The organism is Vagococcus sp. CY53-2 (assembly GCF_022604695.1).
Classification (GTDB): domain Bacteria; phylum Bacillota; class Bacilli; order Lactobacillales; family Vagococcaceae; genus Vagococcus.
Genome location: NZ_JALAHP010000001.1, coordinates 203,991 through 221,182 on the forward strand (window position 1 = coordinate 203,991; position 17,192 = coordinate 221,182).

17 protein-coding genes are annotated in these 17,192 nt (G+C 34.9%); all 17 read left to right on the top strand.

From position 1 onward, the window contains the following. Positions 1–39 precede the first annotated feature (39 nt). The 17 genes from MN581_RS01030 to MN581_RS01110 all read left to right on the top strand — a co-directional run bounded on the left by MN581_RS01030 (position 40) and on the right by MN581_RS01110 (position 17,081). Positions 40–414 carry an SdpI family protein gene (locus tag MN581_RS01030; RefSeq protein WP_117972279.1) on the top strand — a complete coding sequence of 125 codons (375 nt, stop codon included), beginning with the start codon at positions 40–42 and terminating at the stop codon, positions 412–414. Then, positions 395–1,120, top strand: coding sequence for a response regulator transcription factor (locus MN581_RS01035; RefSeq protein ID WP_117972280.1), 726 nt, complete (start codon positions 395–397; stop codon positions 1,118–1,120). The genes MN581_RS01030 and MN581_RS01035 overlap by 20 nt, the downstream gene beginning before the upstream one ends. Positions 1,121–1,126: 6 nt before the next feature. After that, positions 1,127–2,563 (top strand): sensor histidine kinase, encoded by a 1,437-nt coding sequence (locus MN581_RS01040; RefSeq protein WP_117972281.1) that lies wholly within the window; start codon positions 1,127–1,129, stop codon positions 2,561–2,563. A 126-nt stretch (positions 2,564–2,689) separates the two neighbouring features. Further along, positions 2,690–2,980: a UPF0223 family protein gene (locus MN581_RS01045; protein ID WP_347247396.1), complete on the top strand. Its 291-nt coding sequence runs from the start codon at positions 2,690–2,692 to the stop codon at positions 2,978–2,980. Further along, the gene (locus MN581_RS01050; RefSeq protein WP_241698982.1) at positions 2,973–3,749 is read left to right on the top strand and encodes an inositol monophosphatase family protein; all 777 of its coding nucleotides are present in this window, start codon (positions 2,973–2,975) and stop codon (positions 3,747–3,749) included. The genes MN581_RS01045 and MN581_RS01050 overlap by 8 nt, the downstream gene beginning before the upstream one ends. 116 nt (positions 3,750–3,865) lie before the next feature. Next, entirely contained in the window at positions 3,866–5,710 is a 1,845-nt protein-coding gene (typA, locus tag MN581_RS01055; RefSeq protein ID WP_241698983.1) for a translational GTPase TypA, read from the top strand. A 132-nt stretch (positions 5,711–5,842) separates the two neighbouring features. After that, on the top strand, positions 5,843–6,544 hold the full coding sequence (locus MN581_RS01060) for a tRNA (adenine(22)-N(1))-methyltransferase TrmK (RefSeq protein ID WP_241698984.1): 702 nt from the start codon (positions 5,843–5,845) through the stop codon (positions 6,542–6,544). Beyond that, complete coding sequence (locus MN581_RS01065) at positions 6,541–7,659, top strand: Nif3-like dinuclear metal center hexameric protein (RefSeq protein WP_117972286.1); 1,119 nt, start codon at positions 6,541–6,543, stop codon at positions 7,657–7,659. Before MN581_RS01060 ends, MN581_RS01065 begins: the two co-directional genes overlap by 4 nt. Positions 7,660–7,672: 13 nt before the next feature. Further along, positions 7,673–8,908 (top strand): peptidase T, encoded by a 1,236-nt coding sequence (gene pepT, locus MN581_RS01070; RefSeq protein ID WP_241698985.1) that lies wholly within the window; start codon positions 7,673–7,675, stop codon positions 8,906–8,908. 202 nt (positions 8,909–9,110) lie between these two features. Then, a complete protein-coding gene (gene clpB / locus MN581_RS01075) occupies positions 9,111–11,708 on the top strand; it encodes an ATP-dependent chaperone ClpB (protein ID WP_117972288.1) in 2,598 nt (865 codons plus the stop codon). 62 nt (positions 11,709–11,770) lie between these two features. Then, positions 11,771–12,373: a DUF5052 family protein gene (locus MN581_RS01080; protein ID WP_117972289.1), complete on the top strand. Its 603-nt coding sequence runs from the start codon at positions 11,771–11,773 to the stop codon at positions 12,371–12,373. A 261-nt stretch (positions 12,374–12,634) separates the two neighbouring features. Beyond that, positions 12,635–13,072 (top strand): OsmC family protein, encoded by a 438-nt coding sequence (locus MN581_RS01085; protein ID WP_241698986.1) that lies wholly within the window; start codon positions 12,635–12,637, stop codon positions 13,070–13,072. A 123-nt stretch (positions 13,073–13,195) separates the two neighbouring features. Continuing rightward, positions 13,196–13,519, top strand: a complete 324-nt coding sequence (locus MN581_RS01090) for a hypothetical protein (protein ID WP_117972291.1) — start codon at positions 13,196–13,198, stop codon at positions 13,517–13,519. Between the two features lie 118 nt (positions 13,520–13,637). Continuing rightward, positions 13,638–14,435, top strand: coding sequence for a hypothetical protein (locus MN581_RS01095; protein ID WP_147340772.1), 798 nt, complete (start codon positions 13,638–13,640; stop codon positions 14,433–14,435). 116 nt (positions 14,436–14,551) lie between these two features. Further along, positions 14,552–15,889, top strand: coding sequence for a UDP-N-acetylmuramate--L-alanine ligase (murC, locus tag MN581_RS01100; RefSeq protein WP_117972293.1), 1,338 nt, complete (start codon positions 14,552–14,554; stop codon positions 15,887–15,889). A 114-nt stretch (positions 15,890–16,003) separates the two neighbouring features. After that, a complete protein-coding gene (locus MN581_RS01105; RefSeq protein WP_347247400.1) occupies positions 16,004–16,417 on the top strand; it encodes a MaoC/PaaZ C-terminal domain-containing protein in 414 nt (137 codons plus the stop codon). Beyond that, positions 16,392–17,081, top strand: coding sequence for a Bax inhibitor-1/YccA family protein (locus tag MN581_RS01110; protein ID WP_117972770.1), 690 nt, complete (start codon positions 16,392–16,394; stop codon positions 17,079–17,081). Before MN581_RS01105 ends, MN581_RS01110 begins: the two co-directional genes overlap by 26 nt. Positions 17,082–17,192: the final 111 nt, after the last annotated feature.

Below are 17,192 nucleotides of genomic sequence, written 5' to 3' on the forward strand. Positions count from 1 at the left end.
AGAGTATACTATTAGAAGAAATGTGAGGTAGGTGTTAGTTTGATATTTAATTTTGTGGGAATGTTAATGACAGTAGTGGGTGTCATTTATCTGATTTTTCCTTCTAGAAGACGAGAAAATAAATACGGATATCGTACGCAGCGAGCAAGATATACAGATGCCACATTTAAGTATGCTCAAAAAGTGGCTGCTAAAATCTTGCTGTTGATTGGAGTGGCAACATGGTTAATTGGGTTTTTAATAAAGAGTAGTGGTATAACACAATTCTTTCTTTTAGAAATATTTTTGATAGCAATACCTATTATTAGTGTGTTCTATCAGATTGAACGACGCCTTGAGTTGTTCAACGATGAGCTTGACCGAGAAATGAGTAAAACTAAAGAGGAGGATACACATGAAATTATTAATGATTGAAGACAACGAGTCTGTCTCAGAAATGATGAGAATGTTTTTTTTGAATGAGGAATGGGACGTTACGTTTAAAGATGATGGAAAAGAAGGATTAGATGCCTTTTTAGAAGATCCAACATCTTGGGATATGATTACGCTAGATTTAAATTTACCAACAATGGATGGAGTGAGTGTCTGTCGTGAAATGAGAAAACATTCGTCATCCGTTCCAATCGTGATGTTAACCGCAAGAGATTCTGAAAGTGATCAAGTCATTGGACTAGAGATGGGAGCAGACGACTATGTCACAAAACCATTTAGTCCTATCACATTAATCGCTAGAATTAAAGCGTTACATAGAAGAGCTCAAATCAAAGAAGACGGTGATGGAAATACAGATCATAGTAAAAATGATGACTTTGATGTGAAAACTGAACATTTTAAAATTAACATTAAAACACGTGAAGCGTATTTTGATGAGGAATTGGTGAGTGGTTTAACGCCAAAAGAATTTGATTTATTATTAACATTAGCGAGAAAACCAAGACAAGTATTCTCTCGTGAAAAATTATTGGAATTAGTTTGGGATTACCAATATTTTGGTGATGAACGAACAGTTGATGCACATATCAAAAAATTAAGACAAAAAATTGAAAAAGTTGGTCCGCAAGTGATTCAAACTGTTTGGGGAGTTGGCTACAAATTTGACGATTCAAACATTAAAGAGTAGTGCGCTATGAAATACCTACTACAACAGATGATTGCGTTTGTTGTGATTATCTTGACGGTATTAATTATTTTTGGTGTCTCGTTTCGTTCGTACACTAGGCGAACGGTAACAGAAACCTCTTATGCTCAATTGAAAGGGTACTCTGATACCATCATTGATAATATTAAACAACAAAATTGGACACTTCAACAATCCCTTGATACTTCTCAGTCTGTGTTGAAAAAACAAAAAGTAGCCTTTACGATGCTTAACCCAGATTTAACGGTGAGTTATCCAGTAGAATTTGAAGGACAAAGTGGTTCGAGTTATGTGACTGAGACGGAGTTAGATTCGTTAAAAAATGGAAACACGATAAAAAAGACGGTAAAAGATACGCACTTATCAACTAATAGTCAACCAACATCCTTGTTTATTCAACCACTTTTTTCTTCACCAGATTTAAAATTTATGGGGCTTTTATTGGTTTCTAGGCCAGATAGTAGTATCGACGCTAGTTTGAAATCACTGACCAATGACTTATTGAAAGGTTTTTTAATTTCAACCATTATTGCTATTTGGTTGAGTTACTTTTTAGCGAAATTTCAAGTCAAACGAATTGATCGCATGAAACAAGCGACGAACCAATTAGCTAATGGAAATTATGATGTGCAAATTAAAGTGAAAGATAAAGGTGATGAACTCGATGAGCTTGCTTCTGACTTTAATTTACTCGCTATTGCGTTAAAAGAATCGCAAGAAGAAATTGAGCGCCAAGAAGAGCGACGCCGTAATTTTATGGCAGATGTGGCTCATGAAATGCGAACCCCTTTAACGACGATTAATGGTCTCTTGGAAGGCATTTCTTATGGCGCCATACCAAAAGATCAAGAAGAAAAATGCATTACACTTATGCAAAATGAAACCAGACGATTGATTCGTTTAGTGAATGAAAACCTTGATTATGAGAAAATTCGAACCAATCAAATTAAAATGGTTATACAACAATTTAATGCAACTGAAGTGTTGGAACTAATTATTGAACAATTAAAGGGTAAGGCTGGGGATAAAAACGATCAACTTATTCTAGATACAACTGAGCCAATTAAGGTATGTGCTGATTATGATCGATTTGTTCAAGTCGTGGTAAATATTACAACCAATGCCATCCAATTTACACAAGACGGAGAGATTAGATTGTCTCTATCACGTTTAGAAAATGCGACAGTTGTCTCTATTTCTGATAATGGGATTGGAATGGATAAAGAGCAACAAAAAAATATGTGGGATAGATATTATAAAGCTGATCCATCAAGGAAAAACACAAAATATGGTGAATCAGGATTAGGTCTATCGATTGTTGATCAGTTAGTGAAACTTCATAAAGGCTCTATCCAGGTCATTAGTGAGTTGGGTGTTGGAACCACCTTTAAAGTGACGTTTCCAGATCATGAGATTAAAAAATAACTATTGGCCAAAAAAGACAGTTTTCTTCGTCTTTTTTGGCTTTTATTTGTTTTTACTATCTCTTTGGTGATTTTTTTGATACACTTTTAACTAGATAATATTACGATAAAGAGAACAGGTGAGCGTGTGAAAGAAAATTTTACGTATCCAATGAATCCCGATTGGACAACAGATGAGTTGATAAAAGTGATGGGAGTTTGGCAAGCAGTCGAACAAGCGTATGAATCGAAAATAGACATCAATGATTTTTTGAATTCATATAATGAGTTTAAACAGGTGGTTAAAAGTATCGGTGAAGAACGCCAATTAGGTCGTGAGTTTGAAGAAGTTAGTGGTTATTCCTTATATCGTGTGGTGCAACTAGCAAGAAAAAAACAATCAGGTTTGATTAAGAGAAAGGATTTAGTGAATGGATAACAAACAATTAATGTTACAAGTCAAACAGTGGATGGAAGAAGCAGGTCAATACATTAAAGATGAGTTAAAACAAGTGGTGACAGTAGAAGAAAAAACGAATCGCAGTGATTTGGTAACAAATGTTGATAAAGGAACAGAAGCCTTTTTAGTAAAAAAAATAAACGAGGCGTATCCCAATGATTTAATTATTGGTGAAGAAGGAACAGGAAGAGAGGTTTCTTCAACAAAAGGGCGTATTTGGATTATTGATCCAATTGATGGCACACTGAATTTTGTCAAACAACAAGAAAATTTTTGTGTGATGATTGGCATTTTTGAGGATGGTAACCCATTATTAGGGTTTATCTATGATGTGATGAAAAATGAATTTGTTTATGGTGGTCCTTCTACGGGTGTTTATTTAAATGGCACCCCATTACATGCTCCAGAAGATAGTTCTCTAGCAGATGGGCTATTAGGTTGTAACGTTGGCATGTATTCAGAGAATTATGAACACAGTCGTGAGATTGCCTCAGCAGCCATTGGAGTAAGGATGTTAGGTTGTGCTGGATTAGATTTTTTAAATGTCCTTCGAGGGACGCAAAATGCTTATATTTCCAATCTAGCTCCTTGGGATTTTGCAGCTGGTACAGTTTTAGCTGAGGCATTAGGGTTAGTTTGTCGTCAATTTCCTGATTTAGATTATAATATATTAGGAAAACGTCAGTATTTTATTGTTGCAACACCACAGACTTTTCGTGATATTCAAAAATTTTTTAAAAATAAGTGAAAAATGAAAAACTTTCACTTTTTTTCATGGAATTTTTTTGTTATACTGAATAGTCGGTTAATTTAAGCGAGGATTAATCGCTTATGTTTTTTAAACAGTAAGGAGAGTATATAATAGTGAAATTAAGAGAAGATATTCGTAATGTGGCAATTATTGCCCACGTTGACCACGGTAAAACAACGTTGGTAGACGAGTTGTTAAAACAATCTAATACATTGGAAGGCCATACACAGTTACAAGAACGTGCGATGGACTCTGGTGATATTGAAAAAGAACGTGGTATTACGATTTTAGCTAAAAATACAGCTATCAACTACGCTGGAAAACACATCAACATCTTGGATACACCAGGACATGCGGACTTTGGTGGAGAAGTTGAACGTATCATGAAAATGGTAGACGGTGTGGTACTTGTTGTTGATGCGTATGAAGGAACAATGCCTCAAACACGTTTTGTGTTGAAAAAAGCCTTAGAGCAAAAATTAACACCAATTGTGGTTGTAAATAAAATTGACAAACCAACTGCTCGTCCAGCTGAAGTAGTGGATGAAGTGTTAGAGTTATTCATCGAGCTTGGAGCCGATGATGACCAATTAGAATTCCCAGTTGTTTATGCTGCTGCTGTAAACGGAACATCAAGTTTATCTGATGATCCAGCTGATCAAGAACACACAATGAATCACGTACTTGACTCTATTATTGAGCATATTCCAGCTCCAGTTGATAATAGTGATGAGCCATTACAATTCCAAGTATCATTACTTGATTACAATGATTACGTTGGACGTATTGGGATTGGTCGTGTATTCCGTGGAACAATCAAAGTTGGGGACCAAGTTGCTTTAATGAAATTAGATGGTTCTGTTAAAAAGTTCCGTGTCACTAAATTATTAGGTTTCTTAGGCCTAACTCGTGTGGAAATCAATGAAGCTAAAGCGGGAGATTTAATTGCGGTTTCAGGTATGGAAGATATCTTCGTTGGAGAAACTGTTACACCTGTTGACCACCAAGATGCTCTACCAATCCTACACATTGATGAGCCAACATTACAAATGACTTTCTTAGTAAATAACTCTCCATTTGCAGGTCGCGAAGGTAAATACGTGACGGCTCGTAAAATCGAAGAACGTCTACAAAACCAATTACAAACAGATGTGTCTCTAAAAGTTGAAGAAACTGAATCGCCAGATAAATGGATCGTTTCTGGACGTGGAGAATTGCATTTATCTATCTTAATAGAAAACATGCGTCGTGAAGGATACGAGTTACAAGTATCTCGTCCAAGTGTTATTTATCGTGACGTTGATGGCGTATTATGTGAGCCATTTGAACGTGTGCAAATTGACACACCTGAAGAATACATGGGTGGGGTTATCGAGTCATTAGGTCAACGTAAAGCAGAAATGCAAGACATGATCAACTCAGGTAACGGTCAAGTCCGCTTAATCTTCTTAGCTCCAGCCCGTGGATTAATTGGTTACTCAACTGAATTTATGTCATTAACTCGTGGATATGGTATCATGAACCACACGTTTGACTCATACTTACCAGTAATCTCTGGTTTAGTCAGTGGTCGTCGTAACGGTGCCTTAGTCTCTATCGACCAAGGTAAAGCTACAACTTACTCTATCATGAGTATTGAAGAACGTGGGACTGTCTTTGTTGAGCCAGGTACAGAAGTATACGAAGGAATGATCGTAGGTCAAAACTCTCGTGAAAATGACTTAGGTGTTAACATCACAAAAGCAAAACAAATGACTAACGTGCGTTCTGCAACAAAAGACCAAACATCAGTGATTAAAAAACCAAAAATCTTAACTTTAGAAGAATCATTACAATTCTTAAATGACGATGAATACTGTGAAGTAACACCAGAAAGCATTCGTTTAAGAAAACAAATCTTAAACAAAGCTGAACGTGAAAAAGCAGCGAAACGTAAAAAACAAGCAGACAATGCTTAATTAAATTGAAAGGACTGGCAAGTTTACTTGTCAGTCTTTTTTTATAAATAACACAAATCATACAGTTAATATCATTTAAAAAAATACGATTAGTGTTATAATAAGATTAATGATGAAAAGTGAGGCGAATATATGGATTATCAACAATTATCAAACCGTTTGGAAGTAGTAGCAAATTTAGTGCCACAGGATAGCTTTTTAGCTGATATCGGCTCTGACCATGCGTATTTGCCTGCTCATTTAATATTAAATAATCAGATTACAGGGGCTATTGCCGGTGAAGTCGTCAAAGGTCCATATGAATCTGCTGAAAAATTAGTCAATGATTTATTACTGACAGATAAAATAGATGTTAGATTAGGGGATGGCTTAGAAGTCATCAAATCTTATGATGACGTGAGTGTCATTACGATTTGTGGGATGGGTGGCACACTCATTCGTGATATTTTAGAACGTGGTAAAAACAAAAACCGTTTAACCCGCAAAGAATTATTAATCTTACAACCAAACGTTGGCTCTCATATCCTAAGACGTTGGTTAGTTGAAAATCATTACATCATTCAAGATGAGAAAATATTGAGTGAGAATGATAAAACGTACGAAATTATTGTCGCTGAAGCATCTGATAAAAAAGTAGAGCTAACTGAATCAGAAGAATTATTTGGCCCCATTTTGATGAAAGAATCATCTGAAGTGTTTAAAGCAAAATGGCAATTTGAATTAGAACAATATGAACGCGTAATAAATCAGTTGTCTCAATCTAAAACAAACCAAGATGAAAAAATAGCACAAATCAATCGTCAGTGTGATTTAATCAAGGAGGTACTGTCATGAAAATAACAGGAGCTGAATTTATTAAACAATTTGAATCAGTCGTACCACTAGAACTTGCTGAAGATAATGATCCAGTTGGGTTACATATTGGTACGCTTAATAAACCAATTAACCGCGTGATGATGACACTAGATGTTAGACCAGATGTGGTGCAAGAAGCGATTGATAAAAAAATAGATTTAATCGTGGCGAAACATCCGCCGATTTTTCGTCCAGTTAAGCATTTGTTGGTCGATGATTTTCAAACTAAAATGTATGCTGACTTATTAAAACATGACATCGCCGTCTACGCAGCACACACAAATATGGATATTGTTGACAATGGGTTGAATGATTTGTTTTGCGATATGTTGGGTATTGACGCAACGGATTATTTACGTCAAACTCATGAATATTTCTACCGTAAGTTAGTAGTTTATGTGCCGACAACTCATGCAGAGTCACTACGAGAAGCGTTTGGTGCTGTAGGCATTGGGGCTTATCATGATTATGATTACACAAGTTTTTCATCTAGTGGAACAGGTCGTTTTCGTCCACTTGAAAAGGCTCAACCAGCAATTGGTGAGAATAACGAGCTGACAAGTGTTGAAGAAGAAAAAATTGAAGTGATGTTTTTACCCCAAGAGTACCCAACAGTGCTGTCAATTATTAATGAGTATCACCCATATGAAGAGCCGATGTTTGATATTTTTCCACTAGAAAATATATCAAAAACATATGGAATCGGTCGTATTGGTACTCTACCACAACCAATGCCTTTGCTTGATTTTGTTGAAAAAGTTAAACAGACATTTGGTTTAAATGCCATTCGTTTAACGACTGATACAAAAGATAAACAAGTAAAAACAGTGGCCATTTGTGGTGGTAGTGGTGAGAAGTTTTATAAAGACGCCCTTAAAAACGGGGCAGATGTTTATATTACCGGAGATGTGTATTACCATACAGCTCACGATATGATGGAAGAAGGGTTATCAGTGATTGACCCAGGACATTATATTGAGTCAGTATGTAAAAAATACTATGTTGAGTTATTTAATCAATGGAAACAACAAAATGATTGGGATGTCACGTTCATCGAAAGTGACGTGAATACTAATCCATTTGAAATAATATAAGGGAGTGTCAATTATGTATACAAATTTAGTACCAAGATTTATCAAGTATGTTAAGACAGAAACAAGATCGGACGCAACAAGCAAGACAACACCATCAACACCAACTCAAATTGCCTTTGCTAAAGAGTTGAAAAAAGAATTAGAAGATATTGGGATGTCAGATGTATTCCATAACGAAGAAAACGGATTTGTGATTGCGACATTACCAAGCAATACAGATAAAGACGTGCGTAGCATTGGATTTATCGCACATATGGATACAGCTGATTTTAACGCTGTTGGTGTGAACCCACAATTTGTAGAAAATTACGATGGTCAAAGTGATATTCCTTTAGACAAAGAAGGCAAGTTTAAGTTAACCGTTAAAGATTTCCCTAACTTAGCTAACTATAAAGGTCAAACATTGATTACAACGGACGGTTCAACTCTTTTAGGAGCAGATGATAAATCAGGTATCGCTGAAATTATGACTGCGATGGAATATTTAGTGAATCATCCAGAAATTAAACATGGTAAAATCATGGTAGCGTTTGGTCCAGACGAAGAAATCGGTGTTGGAGCGGATAAATTTAATGTCGAAGAATTCCCAGTAGACTTTGCTTATACGATGGATGGTGGACCAGTTGGTGAATTACAATTTGAAACATTTAGTGCTGCTCAAGCAGAAATTTCAATTGAAGGTAAAAACGTTCACCCAGGTACAGCAAAAGACACCATGATTAATGCCTTGCAAGTAGCCATTGACTTACATAATAAATTACCACAAGATGAAGTTCCTGAAAAAACAGATGGATATGAAGGATTCTTCCATTTATTACAATTAGATGGTGTGCCTGATGAAGCAACGATGACTTACATTATTCGTGATCATGACCGTGAAAAATTTGAAGCACGTAAATCACTACTTGAATCCATCGTAAAAGAATTTAACGACAACTTTGGTCAAGAACGTGTGTCATTAAACTTATTTGACCAATACTACAACATGCGTGAAGTTATCGAAAAAGATATGAGTATCATTGATTTAGTAGACGAAGCAATGCGTAATTTAGACATTGAACCAAATAAAGCACCCGTACGCGGTGGAACAGACGGTTCTAAAATTTCTTACATGGGATTACCTACACCAAATATTTTTGCTGGTGGGGAAAACATGCATGGACGTTTTGAATATGTGGCAGTTGAAAGCATGGAAAAAGCGACTAGCTTAATCGTAGAAATTGTTAAACTTAATGAAGAAAAAGCGTAAATAGTTTGAAGACTCGGTGATAATCGAGTCTTTTTTATGTCTTTTGATGAAAACTGTCGTTTTAAAGACCTAAAAAGTGTGGTTTTAATCACTTATATATATTAGAATAAACTTAACAGTTTGATGTCGAGTCTTTTTGTTTGACCTATTTTGACCTATGGTGTAAAATATATTTTGTAGTTAAGAATAAGGGGGTAATGATATGAATATAGAAAAAATGACTACGACATTGCAACAAGCAATCGCAGAAGCGCAACAAGTTGCAATCACTCGAAAAAATCAAGAGATTGATATTGTCCACTTATGGAAAATATTCTTACAACCCAATCATTTTGCTAGAAACTTATATGCCGGTATTGGCTTAGATGTTGATGCATTTGAAAGAGAAGTCGATAATGAATTAGATAAATTACCAACCGTTAGTGGAAATGTCCAATATGGACAAAACTTAAGTCAAAACTTGTTTCACTTATTGCAAGAAGCAGATAAAATTAGAGAATCATTTAATGACGACTATTTGTCAACCGAAGTAGTGGTTTTAGCCTTAATGAAACTTAAAAACTTTAGTTTAACCCGTTTCTTAATGGCACAAAAAGTGACCGAAGCTGAACTAACTGAACGTATTAAAGATTTGAGAGGAGGAGAACGTGTGACTAGTCAAAATCAAGAAGAACAATATGAAGCACTAGAAAAATACGGAACAAACCTTAATGAAGCAGTAAAATCTGGAAAACAAGATCCAATCATTGGGCGTGACGAAGAAATTCGTGATGTGATTCGTATTTTATCACGTAAAACAAAAAATAATCCAGTATTAATCGGTGAACCTGGTGTTGGTAAAACAGCCATCATCGAAGGATTAGCACAACGTATTGTGAAAAAAGACGTTCCTGAAAACTTAAAAAATAAAACCATCATCTCATTAGATATGGGGTCATTGATTGCTGGAGCGAAATTCAGAGGGGAATTTGAAGAACGTCTAAAAGCAGTTCTAAAAGAAGTCAAAAATAGCGATGGCGAAATTATTTTGTTCATCGATGAAATTCATACAATAGTAGGGGCTGGGAAAACAGAAGGTAGTATGGATGCCGGAAACTTACTTAAACCAATGCTTGCTCGTGGTGAGTTGCATTGTATTGGGGCGACAACACTTGATGAGTACCGTGAATACATGGAAACTGATAAAGCGTTAGAAAGACGTTTCCAAAAAGTATTAGTGAAAGAACCAACTGTAGAAGATACCATTAGTATTTTACGTGGATTGAAAGAACGTTTTGAAATCCATCATGGGGTAAACATTCACGATAACGCGTTAGTCGCTGCAAGTACATTGTCTAATCGCTACATCACTGATCGTTACTTACCAGATAAAGCAATTGATTTAGTCGACGAAGCGTGTGCGACTATTCGTGTTGAGATGAATTCAATGCCAACTGAATTAGACCAAGTAACGAGACGTTTGATGCAATTAGAAATTGAAGAAGCAGCTCTTAAAAAAGAAGATGACGATGCAAGTAAAAAACGTTTAGACATTCTTCAAGGTGAGTTGGCTGAATTAAGAGAAGAAGCCAATACACTAAAAATGCAATGGGAGACTGAAAAAGAAGAATTAAACAAAATAAATGAAAAACGTTCTGAGTTGGATCAAGCCAGAACACAACTTGAAAACGCAGAAAGTAACTACGATTTAGAAGAAGCTGCTGTGTTACGTCATGGAACGATTCCAAAACTTGAAAAAGAGTTAAAAGAATTAGAAGAAAAAGAAAAACATGATGGCCGTATGGTACAAGAAGTGGTAACTGACAAAGAAATCGCAGTTGTAGTTGGTCGTTTGACTGGTATCCCTGTGAAACGACTTGAAGAAGGCGAAAGAGAAAAAATCTTACGCTTAAACGAAACACTCCATAAACGTGTGATTGGTCAAGATGAGGCAGTCGATGCGGTGTCTGATGCGGTGATTCGCTCTCGTGCTGGATTGCAAGACCCTAATCGTCCACTTGGGTCATTCCTATTCTTAGGACCTACTGGTGTGGGTAAAACAGAGTTAGCGAAATCATTAGCTGAAAACTTGTTTGATTCTGAAGACCATATGGTACGTTTGGATATGAGTGAGTACATGGAAAAACATAGCGTGTCTCGTTTAGTCGGAGCTCCTCCTGGATATGTTGGTTACGAGGAAGGTGGCCAATTAACAGAGGCAGTAAGAAGAAGTCCGTACACTATTGTCTTGCTTGATGAAATTGAAAAAGCTCATCCAGATGTGTTTAACATTTTACTTCAAGTGCTAGATGATGGTCGTTTGACTGACTCTAAAGGTCGTGTCGTTGACTTTAAAAACACTGTGTTAATCATGACAAGTAATATTGGGTCTCAACTATTGCTTGATGGCGTAGATGAAGATGGAAACGTATCTGAGAGTGCTAAAGAAGGGGTTCTTGACATGTTACGTGGTCACTTCAAACCAGAATTCTTAAACCGTATTGATGATACTATCTTGTTTAGTCCGCTTACTCTAGACAACGTGAAAGATATCATCGTGAAAATGACTGAAAGCTTAACAAGACGTTTAGCTCATCAAGATATCAAATTAACAATCTCTGAGGATGCGAAAACTTGGATTGCTGAACAAGCATACGATCCAATTTACGGCGCTCGTCCAATCAAACGTTTCTTAACAAAAGAAGTGGAAACACCTCTTGCTAAAGAAATTGTTGCTGGAAAAATTGGTCCTAAAACAGACGTCATGATTGAAGTAGTAGAGGGTAAATTATCATTTACTGCATTACAAACCGAAGAGTAGTATAATAAAAGGCAAAGATGTTACATCATCTTTGCTTTTTTTAATAAGGAGAGGAGCTAATCATGAAACATAAAAAACAATTATTAGTAGTGGGATTATTAAGTATGACAGTAATCATGTTATCAGGTTGCCAAGATATTATGAATTCTTTTAAGCAGTTTGAACAAAGTTTTAAAGGTTTAGAGATGACTGTTAGAACGTATGATGAACAAAGCCAAGTGATGGATAAAGTTCAAGGAAAATCTGTCAAAATTGAACGAGATAATACCTTCGACACAGATGAAGACAGTAAAGACTCCAGTGTGATTCAAATTACTGTCGGTAAAAATGAAATGCATCATGTTGGCTCATCAATGATTATTGAGGAAAAAGGACTAACCAACGTTTTTGATGAATATGCTGACAAAGTAGATATCAACAATACTAAAAGAAGTGTGCCAATGATTAACTCAATGGTGAATGATTTTAGTAATTCGTTTAAAGGAAAAGACAAAGTGATTTTGATAAGAAGTCAAAATGGAACCCCGCTAGCAACTTATGCTGGAAATAAAGTATCAATGTATTCAACGGATGTGCCAAAAAGTACGGGGATTTTAATTGATGGAAAATATTTGTTTATTTACCGATGTGATTACACGATTTATGATAAAGCATTAGTTGATTAATCTTTAATATTGAAAAGAAGCGATTATTATGGCTTCTTTTTTTAGTTAATCTGATAGGTTTCATTGTATGTATAAAGCAATCATATTGATTTTTTTATGTTATTTTCCAATTATATTACTCTTTTAAAGTAATGATGAGTGAAATAATAGGATTGAGAGCGTTTTTAAATGATAGGATTTTAGTAAAATAATGTCATTTGAGTTAAAAAATACTTATTTTGTGATACCATGAGAGGTATATTAGATTAGGAGGAAGTTAGTATGACAGTTCGAACATTTAAAACAGTAGCAGAGAATACTCAAGGAGTACAAGTTTCCGTAAAATCAAGAGGTTTTGAATTTATATTAGATGAACCTAAAAATCTAGGCGGAAATGATACTGGAATGAATCCAGTGGAAGCGTTATTAGGTGCATTAGGGGCTTGTAAGGTCATCGTAGCTAAGAGCTTTGCTGCTTATCATAAAATTAATCTAAAATCTATCAAAGTAGAAGTAGAAGGCGAATTAGATACAGATGGTTTTTCAGGAAAAAATCCAAATGCTAAAGTTGGTTTTTCTAAAATCGTGTCAAATTTTTATATCGACGCTGATAACACAGACGAAGAAATTGCTGATTACGTGCGTTTTATCAACAAAACATGTCCAGTAGCCGATACAATTGAAAACGCTCCTGAAATGGAATCGTATATTATTAAATAATGTTTTCACTAGACTAGTCCTTAGGGCTAATTTTTTTATTGATTGGGTGCTAAATAAGATTAACAAAAGCCATTTAGTTTGGTATAATGCGTATTGTGTTATATATAAGGGAGGAGTGAATTAATGGCAAATAATCAGTCGAACAATAAATATCACTTATTATTAAAAGGGTTTTTGGTTATTTATGTGATTGAATTAATTTGGTTTTTATATTCTCAAATTATTAAACCACTAATGAATGGAAATACTTTAAATATGGGCTCAGTTGAGCTAGCTATTTTATTGGCAGTTGCTCTTATTGTTGTATTAATCTTTTACATGTTGAAAAAATCGCATAAAGTTAGCGGTATTGTGTTATCTATTTTTGGTGTTAGTTTAATTCTTTTTGGTATTCTTGCCCCACTGTTAGATGTGTATATACCGTTTCTATGGCATTTATTCCACTAAATAAACAAGGAAAGTACAAAGTGAAATCTTTGTACTTTTTATTTATTTAACGTTAAATTAGATGTTTTCTATCTAGAGGTATGTTAGAATAAATAAAGTGAAATTAAAGGAATGATAAATGATGAATTTTTCTGATAAGCGTAAACACTTTCGATTTCCTGTTTATGATGATGAGACAGGAGTCAAATTAAATAGACCATCACAACAGTTGGGTGATAATGCTAAACGAACTGTGAGTAGTCAAGAAAATGACACAGTTATCTTAGATCCTATCGAAATGGTTTCTGAACCAAAATATTTTGGGGAAGATGGTTTGCCAGAGATGGAAATCGAACGAGCTGAACCGAATCGAAGTGTGCAACAAAAAATTAACGTAAAAAAAGCTAAAACACCTTTGACTTCTAAAACGGTGACACCAAAGAAAACAGCAGAAAAGACGGTTAACTTAAATAATAGCAATATTGAAATTAAGAAGATGACTAATCAGGTCTATGCTGAGCCTAGTGAACAAGAATATAAAGCACCACAATCATCTTTTTCTAATAAGTTATATGAGACAGATCAAAATGGCCAAGCTAAATACCGTAAACGACATCATAATCGTAAACCATTTTCTTCTTCTTATCACTTACCTGGAGAAAACCCACAAGATTTATTCAAACCTAAGTATATTCCAGCATCATTGATTGATGATAAACCAGCTAGTAATAGTGAGATTGAATCAACACAAGTCATGAAAGAGTTAAGACAATCGGCTAAAGACCATTTGTTAATGATGGATGAATTAGACCCAGTAGAAATGGTTGATGATACCACACCAATATCAGCTAAAAAAAATAATCGATTAGAAAAATCATTGTCTGGTATTATGCAAGATGAATCAAGACAAGACTCAGACAACTTTTATTTTGATTAGGGAAATACTTACTGGAATCAGTGGATTCTTGTAAGTATTTTTTATTGAATTGTTATCTTAATTGTAAGATAATACAGGATAGTCATAATTTATTATATTAATAGAGGAGCTTTTCTATGGAACTGAATAAAAATAAAACGTACCACTTTGTCGGAATTAAAGGAACAGGAATGAGTGCATTAGCTCTTATTTTGCATCAAAAAGGATTTACAGTACAAGGATCTGATATTGACAAATATATCTTTACTCAAAGAGAATTAGAATTGGCTAACATTCCGATTAAACCATTTCAAGAAGTGAATATACAAGATGATATGGTGATTATTGCTGGAAATGCGTTTCCAGACAGTCATATTGAAATAAAAGCAGCACTTAAAAAAGGATTACCGGTTATTCGTTATCATAAATTCTTAGGAGAATTTATTAAGCACTTTACAAGCATTGCGGTAACGGGTTCTCATGGAAAAACAACGACTACAGGATTGTTGTCTCACGTCTTTTCAGGAATTGAGCCAACAAGTTACTTAATCGGAGATGGGACTGGACATGGTGAGCCCGGAGCGAAATTTTTCTGTTTTGAAGCATGTGAATATCGTCGTCACTTTTTAGCATATTCTCCTGACTATGCGATTATGACAAACATTGATTTTGATCACCCTGATTATTATCATGGCATTGAGGATGTGTTTGATGCATTCCAGTCATTTGCTAATCAAGTGAAAAAAGGAATCATCGCATTTGGTGATGATAAAAACTTAAGACGTTTGAAAACAGATGTGCCAGTTTATTATTATGGATTAAATGAGACGGATGATTTCCAAGCGGTTAATATTGAGCGAACAACTGAAGGGTCATCATTTGATGTACTCCATAAAGGAGATATGATTGGCTCATTTAAAGTGCCAACATACGGCGTGCACAATATTTTAAATGCTTTAAGTGTGATTGCGATTTCTCACCTAGAAGGATTTGATATGAGTTTAGTCGCCAAAGAGATGCTAACATTTGGTGGCGTGAAACGTCGTTTTAGTGAAAAACGCGTTTCTGATATGATTATTGTAGATGATTATGCTCACCACCCAGCAGAAATCAAAGTAACGATTGATGCGGCAAGACAAAAATATCCTGAAAAAGAAATTATTGCTGTCTTCCAACCACATACGTTTACTAGAACCATTGCGTTATTGGATGAATTCGCTGAATCACTAGATCATGCTGACCAAGTTTATTTATGTGACATCTTTGGTTCTGCAAGAGAAGAAATTGGTTCGGTAAAAATTGAAGATTTAGGCGTTAAAATTTCTAAAGGTGGCGATTTAATTACACTAGAAAATATGTCACCACTACTTGACTACAAAGAGGCTGTTGTGATTTTTATGGGAGCAGGAGATGTACAGAAATTTGAAGTGGCGTATGAAAGTTTATTAGGAAACACTCGTCCAAATACAATGTAGTTGGTGATTGTTTTCTGATATGATAAGATAAAAAGGAAGGGAGAGGTAATCATCGATTCGTCAAAAAATAAAATTAAAGCCATTACGGAATTTAATGAGGGAGAGATTTTAAGCATCACAGAAACCTTAGAAGATAGCCAAATTTTACTCTATCTAGGATTAACCAAAGATGCGAATCCTTTATTTATTCAAACAGAATTTGCAGAAGAAACGATTAATGATGCGCCAATTGTACCAAGTATCATGTTAATGGGAATTATTTCAAGTAATATCTCAAAACATTTACCTGGTCCAGGATGGAATATTGTAAATCTAACATTTAACTTACTTCGAAATGTGTATCACGGTGAAACACTGACGTTTCATTTTGAAATCATAAACATTGACGAGTTGAAGAGAACGATGACACTTTCTGTTAAAGCGTATGATTATGATGATGAACGTCTTTTAAATTCGGTGGTTATTGTCGAACTTAATACAAAAGAGAAAGTGAGCGATGTCAATGAATCAACAACATCAAACAATTGAACATACAAATGGTTTAGCGAAATTTTACAGTAAAGTATATGGCTATTTAGGCGTTGGCTTAGGTATTAGTGCCTTAATTTCTTACTTAGTGCTTAATGTATTTGCTGAATCTGTTTTACCCGTTATTTTTGGTAATCCATTACTATTTTGGGGTATGTGGATAGCACAACTTGTACTAGTTGTTTACCTTGGAAAAAATGCATTTAATGATTCAGCTAAATCATTCATTGGGTTTATCGCCTATTCCGCTTTAACTGGTGTGACCATTTCTGTCACGCTTGCGATGTACAATCAACAAGCCATTGTTCGTGCGTTTGTTACAACAGCGATTATGTTTGTTGGGATGTCACTACTTGGTGTGTTTATCAAAAAAGATTTAAGTGCCATGGGTCATGCTTTATATAGTTTAGTGATTGGTGTGATTATTGCGACACTGATTAACGTCTTTTTCTTAAAAAGTGCCCCAGTTGATTATTTTATTTCTTATTCAATGGTTGTCATTTTTGCTGGATTGATTGCATATGATAATCAAAAAATTAAAGTAATTTATCAAGAAAGTGGTGCGAAAACAGCATCAGGTTTAGCTGTTTATTGTGCATTAAGCTTATACCTTGATATCGTCAACTTATTCTTAGCGTTAGTAAGAATTTTCGGTAGAGATTAATACAAGTAAGAGAAGTCCTTTTAAAAAGGGGCTTCTTTTTTTTTGACACCTTTTTTGTTATAGTTGACATATAATATTTTTTGTTATACTATATCTATAACAAAAAGAGGT

Excerpts from the sequence above, each read along its gene's own strand:
- MN581_RS01035 (WP_117972280.1), top strand. The coding sequence starts at position 395 with ATGAAATTATTAATGATTGAAGACAACGAGTCTGTCTCAGAAATGATG.
- MN581_RS01040 (WP_117972281.1), top strand. The coding sequence starts at position 1,127 with ATGAAATACCTACTACAACAGATGATTGCGTTTGTTGTGATTATCTTG.
- MN581_RS01050 (WP_241698982.1), top strand. The coding sequence starts at position 2,973 with ATGGATAACAAACAATTAATGTTACAAGTCAAACAGTGGATGGAAGAA.
- MN581_RS01060 (WP_241698984.1), top strand. The coding sequence starts at position 5,843 with ATGGATTATCAACAATTATCAAACCGTTTGGAAGTAGTAGCAAATTTA.
- MN581_RS01065 (WP_117972286.1), top strand. The coding sequence starts at position 6,541 with ATGAAAATAACAGGAGCTGAATTTATTAAACAATTTGAATCAGTCGTA.
- pepT (WP_241698985.1), top strand. The coding sequence starts at position 7,673 with ATGTATACAAATTTAGTACCAAGATTTATCAAGTATGTTAAGACAGAA.
- clpB (WP_117972288.1), top strand. The coding sequence starts at position 9,111 with ATGAATATAGAAAAAATGACTACGACATTGCAACAAGCAATCGCAGAA.
- MN581_RS01080 (WP_117972289.1), top strand. The coding sequence starts at position 11,771 with ATGAAACATAAAAAACAATTATTAGTAGTGGGATTATTAAGTATGACA.
- MN581_RS01085 (WP_241698986.1), top strand. The coding sequence starts at position 12,635 with ATGACAGTTCGAACATTTAAAACAGTAGCAGAGAATACTCAAGGAGTA.
- MN581_RS01090 (WP_117972291.1), top strand. The coding sequence starts at position 13,196 with ATGGCAAATAATCAGTCGAACAATAAATATCACTTATTATTAAAAGGG.
- MN581_RS01095 (WP_147340772.1), top strand. The coding sequence starts at position 13,638 with ATGATGAATTTTTCTGATAAGCGTAAACACTTTCGATTTCCTGTTTAT.
- murC (WP_117972293.1), top strand. The coding sequence starts at position 14,552 with ATGGAACTGAATAAAAATAAAACGTACCACTTTGTCGGAATTAAAGGA.
- MN581_RS01110 (WP_117972770.1), top strand. The coding sequence starts at position 16,392 with ATGAATCAACAACATCAAACAATTGAACATACAAATGGTTTAGCGAAA.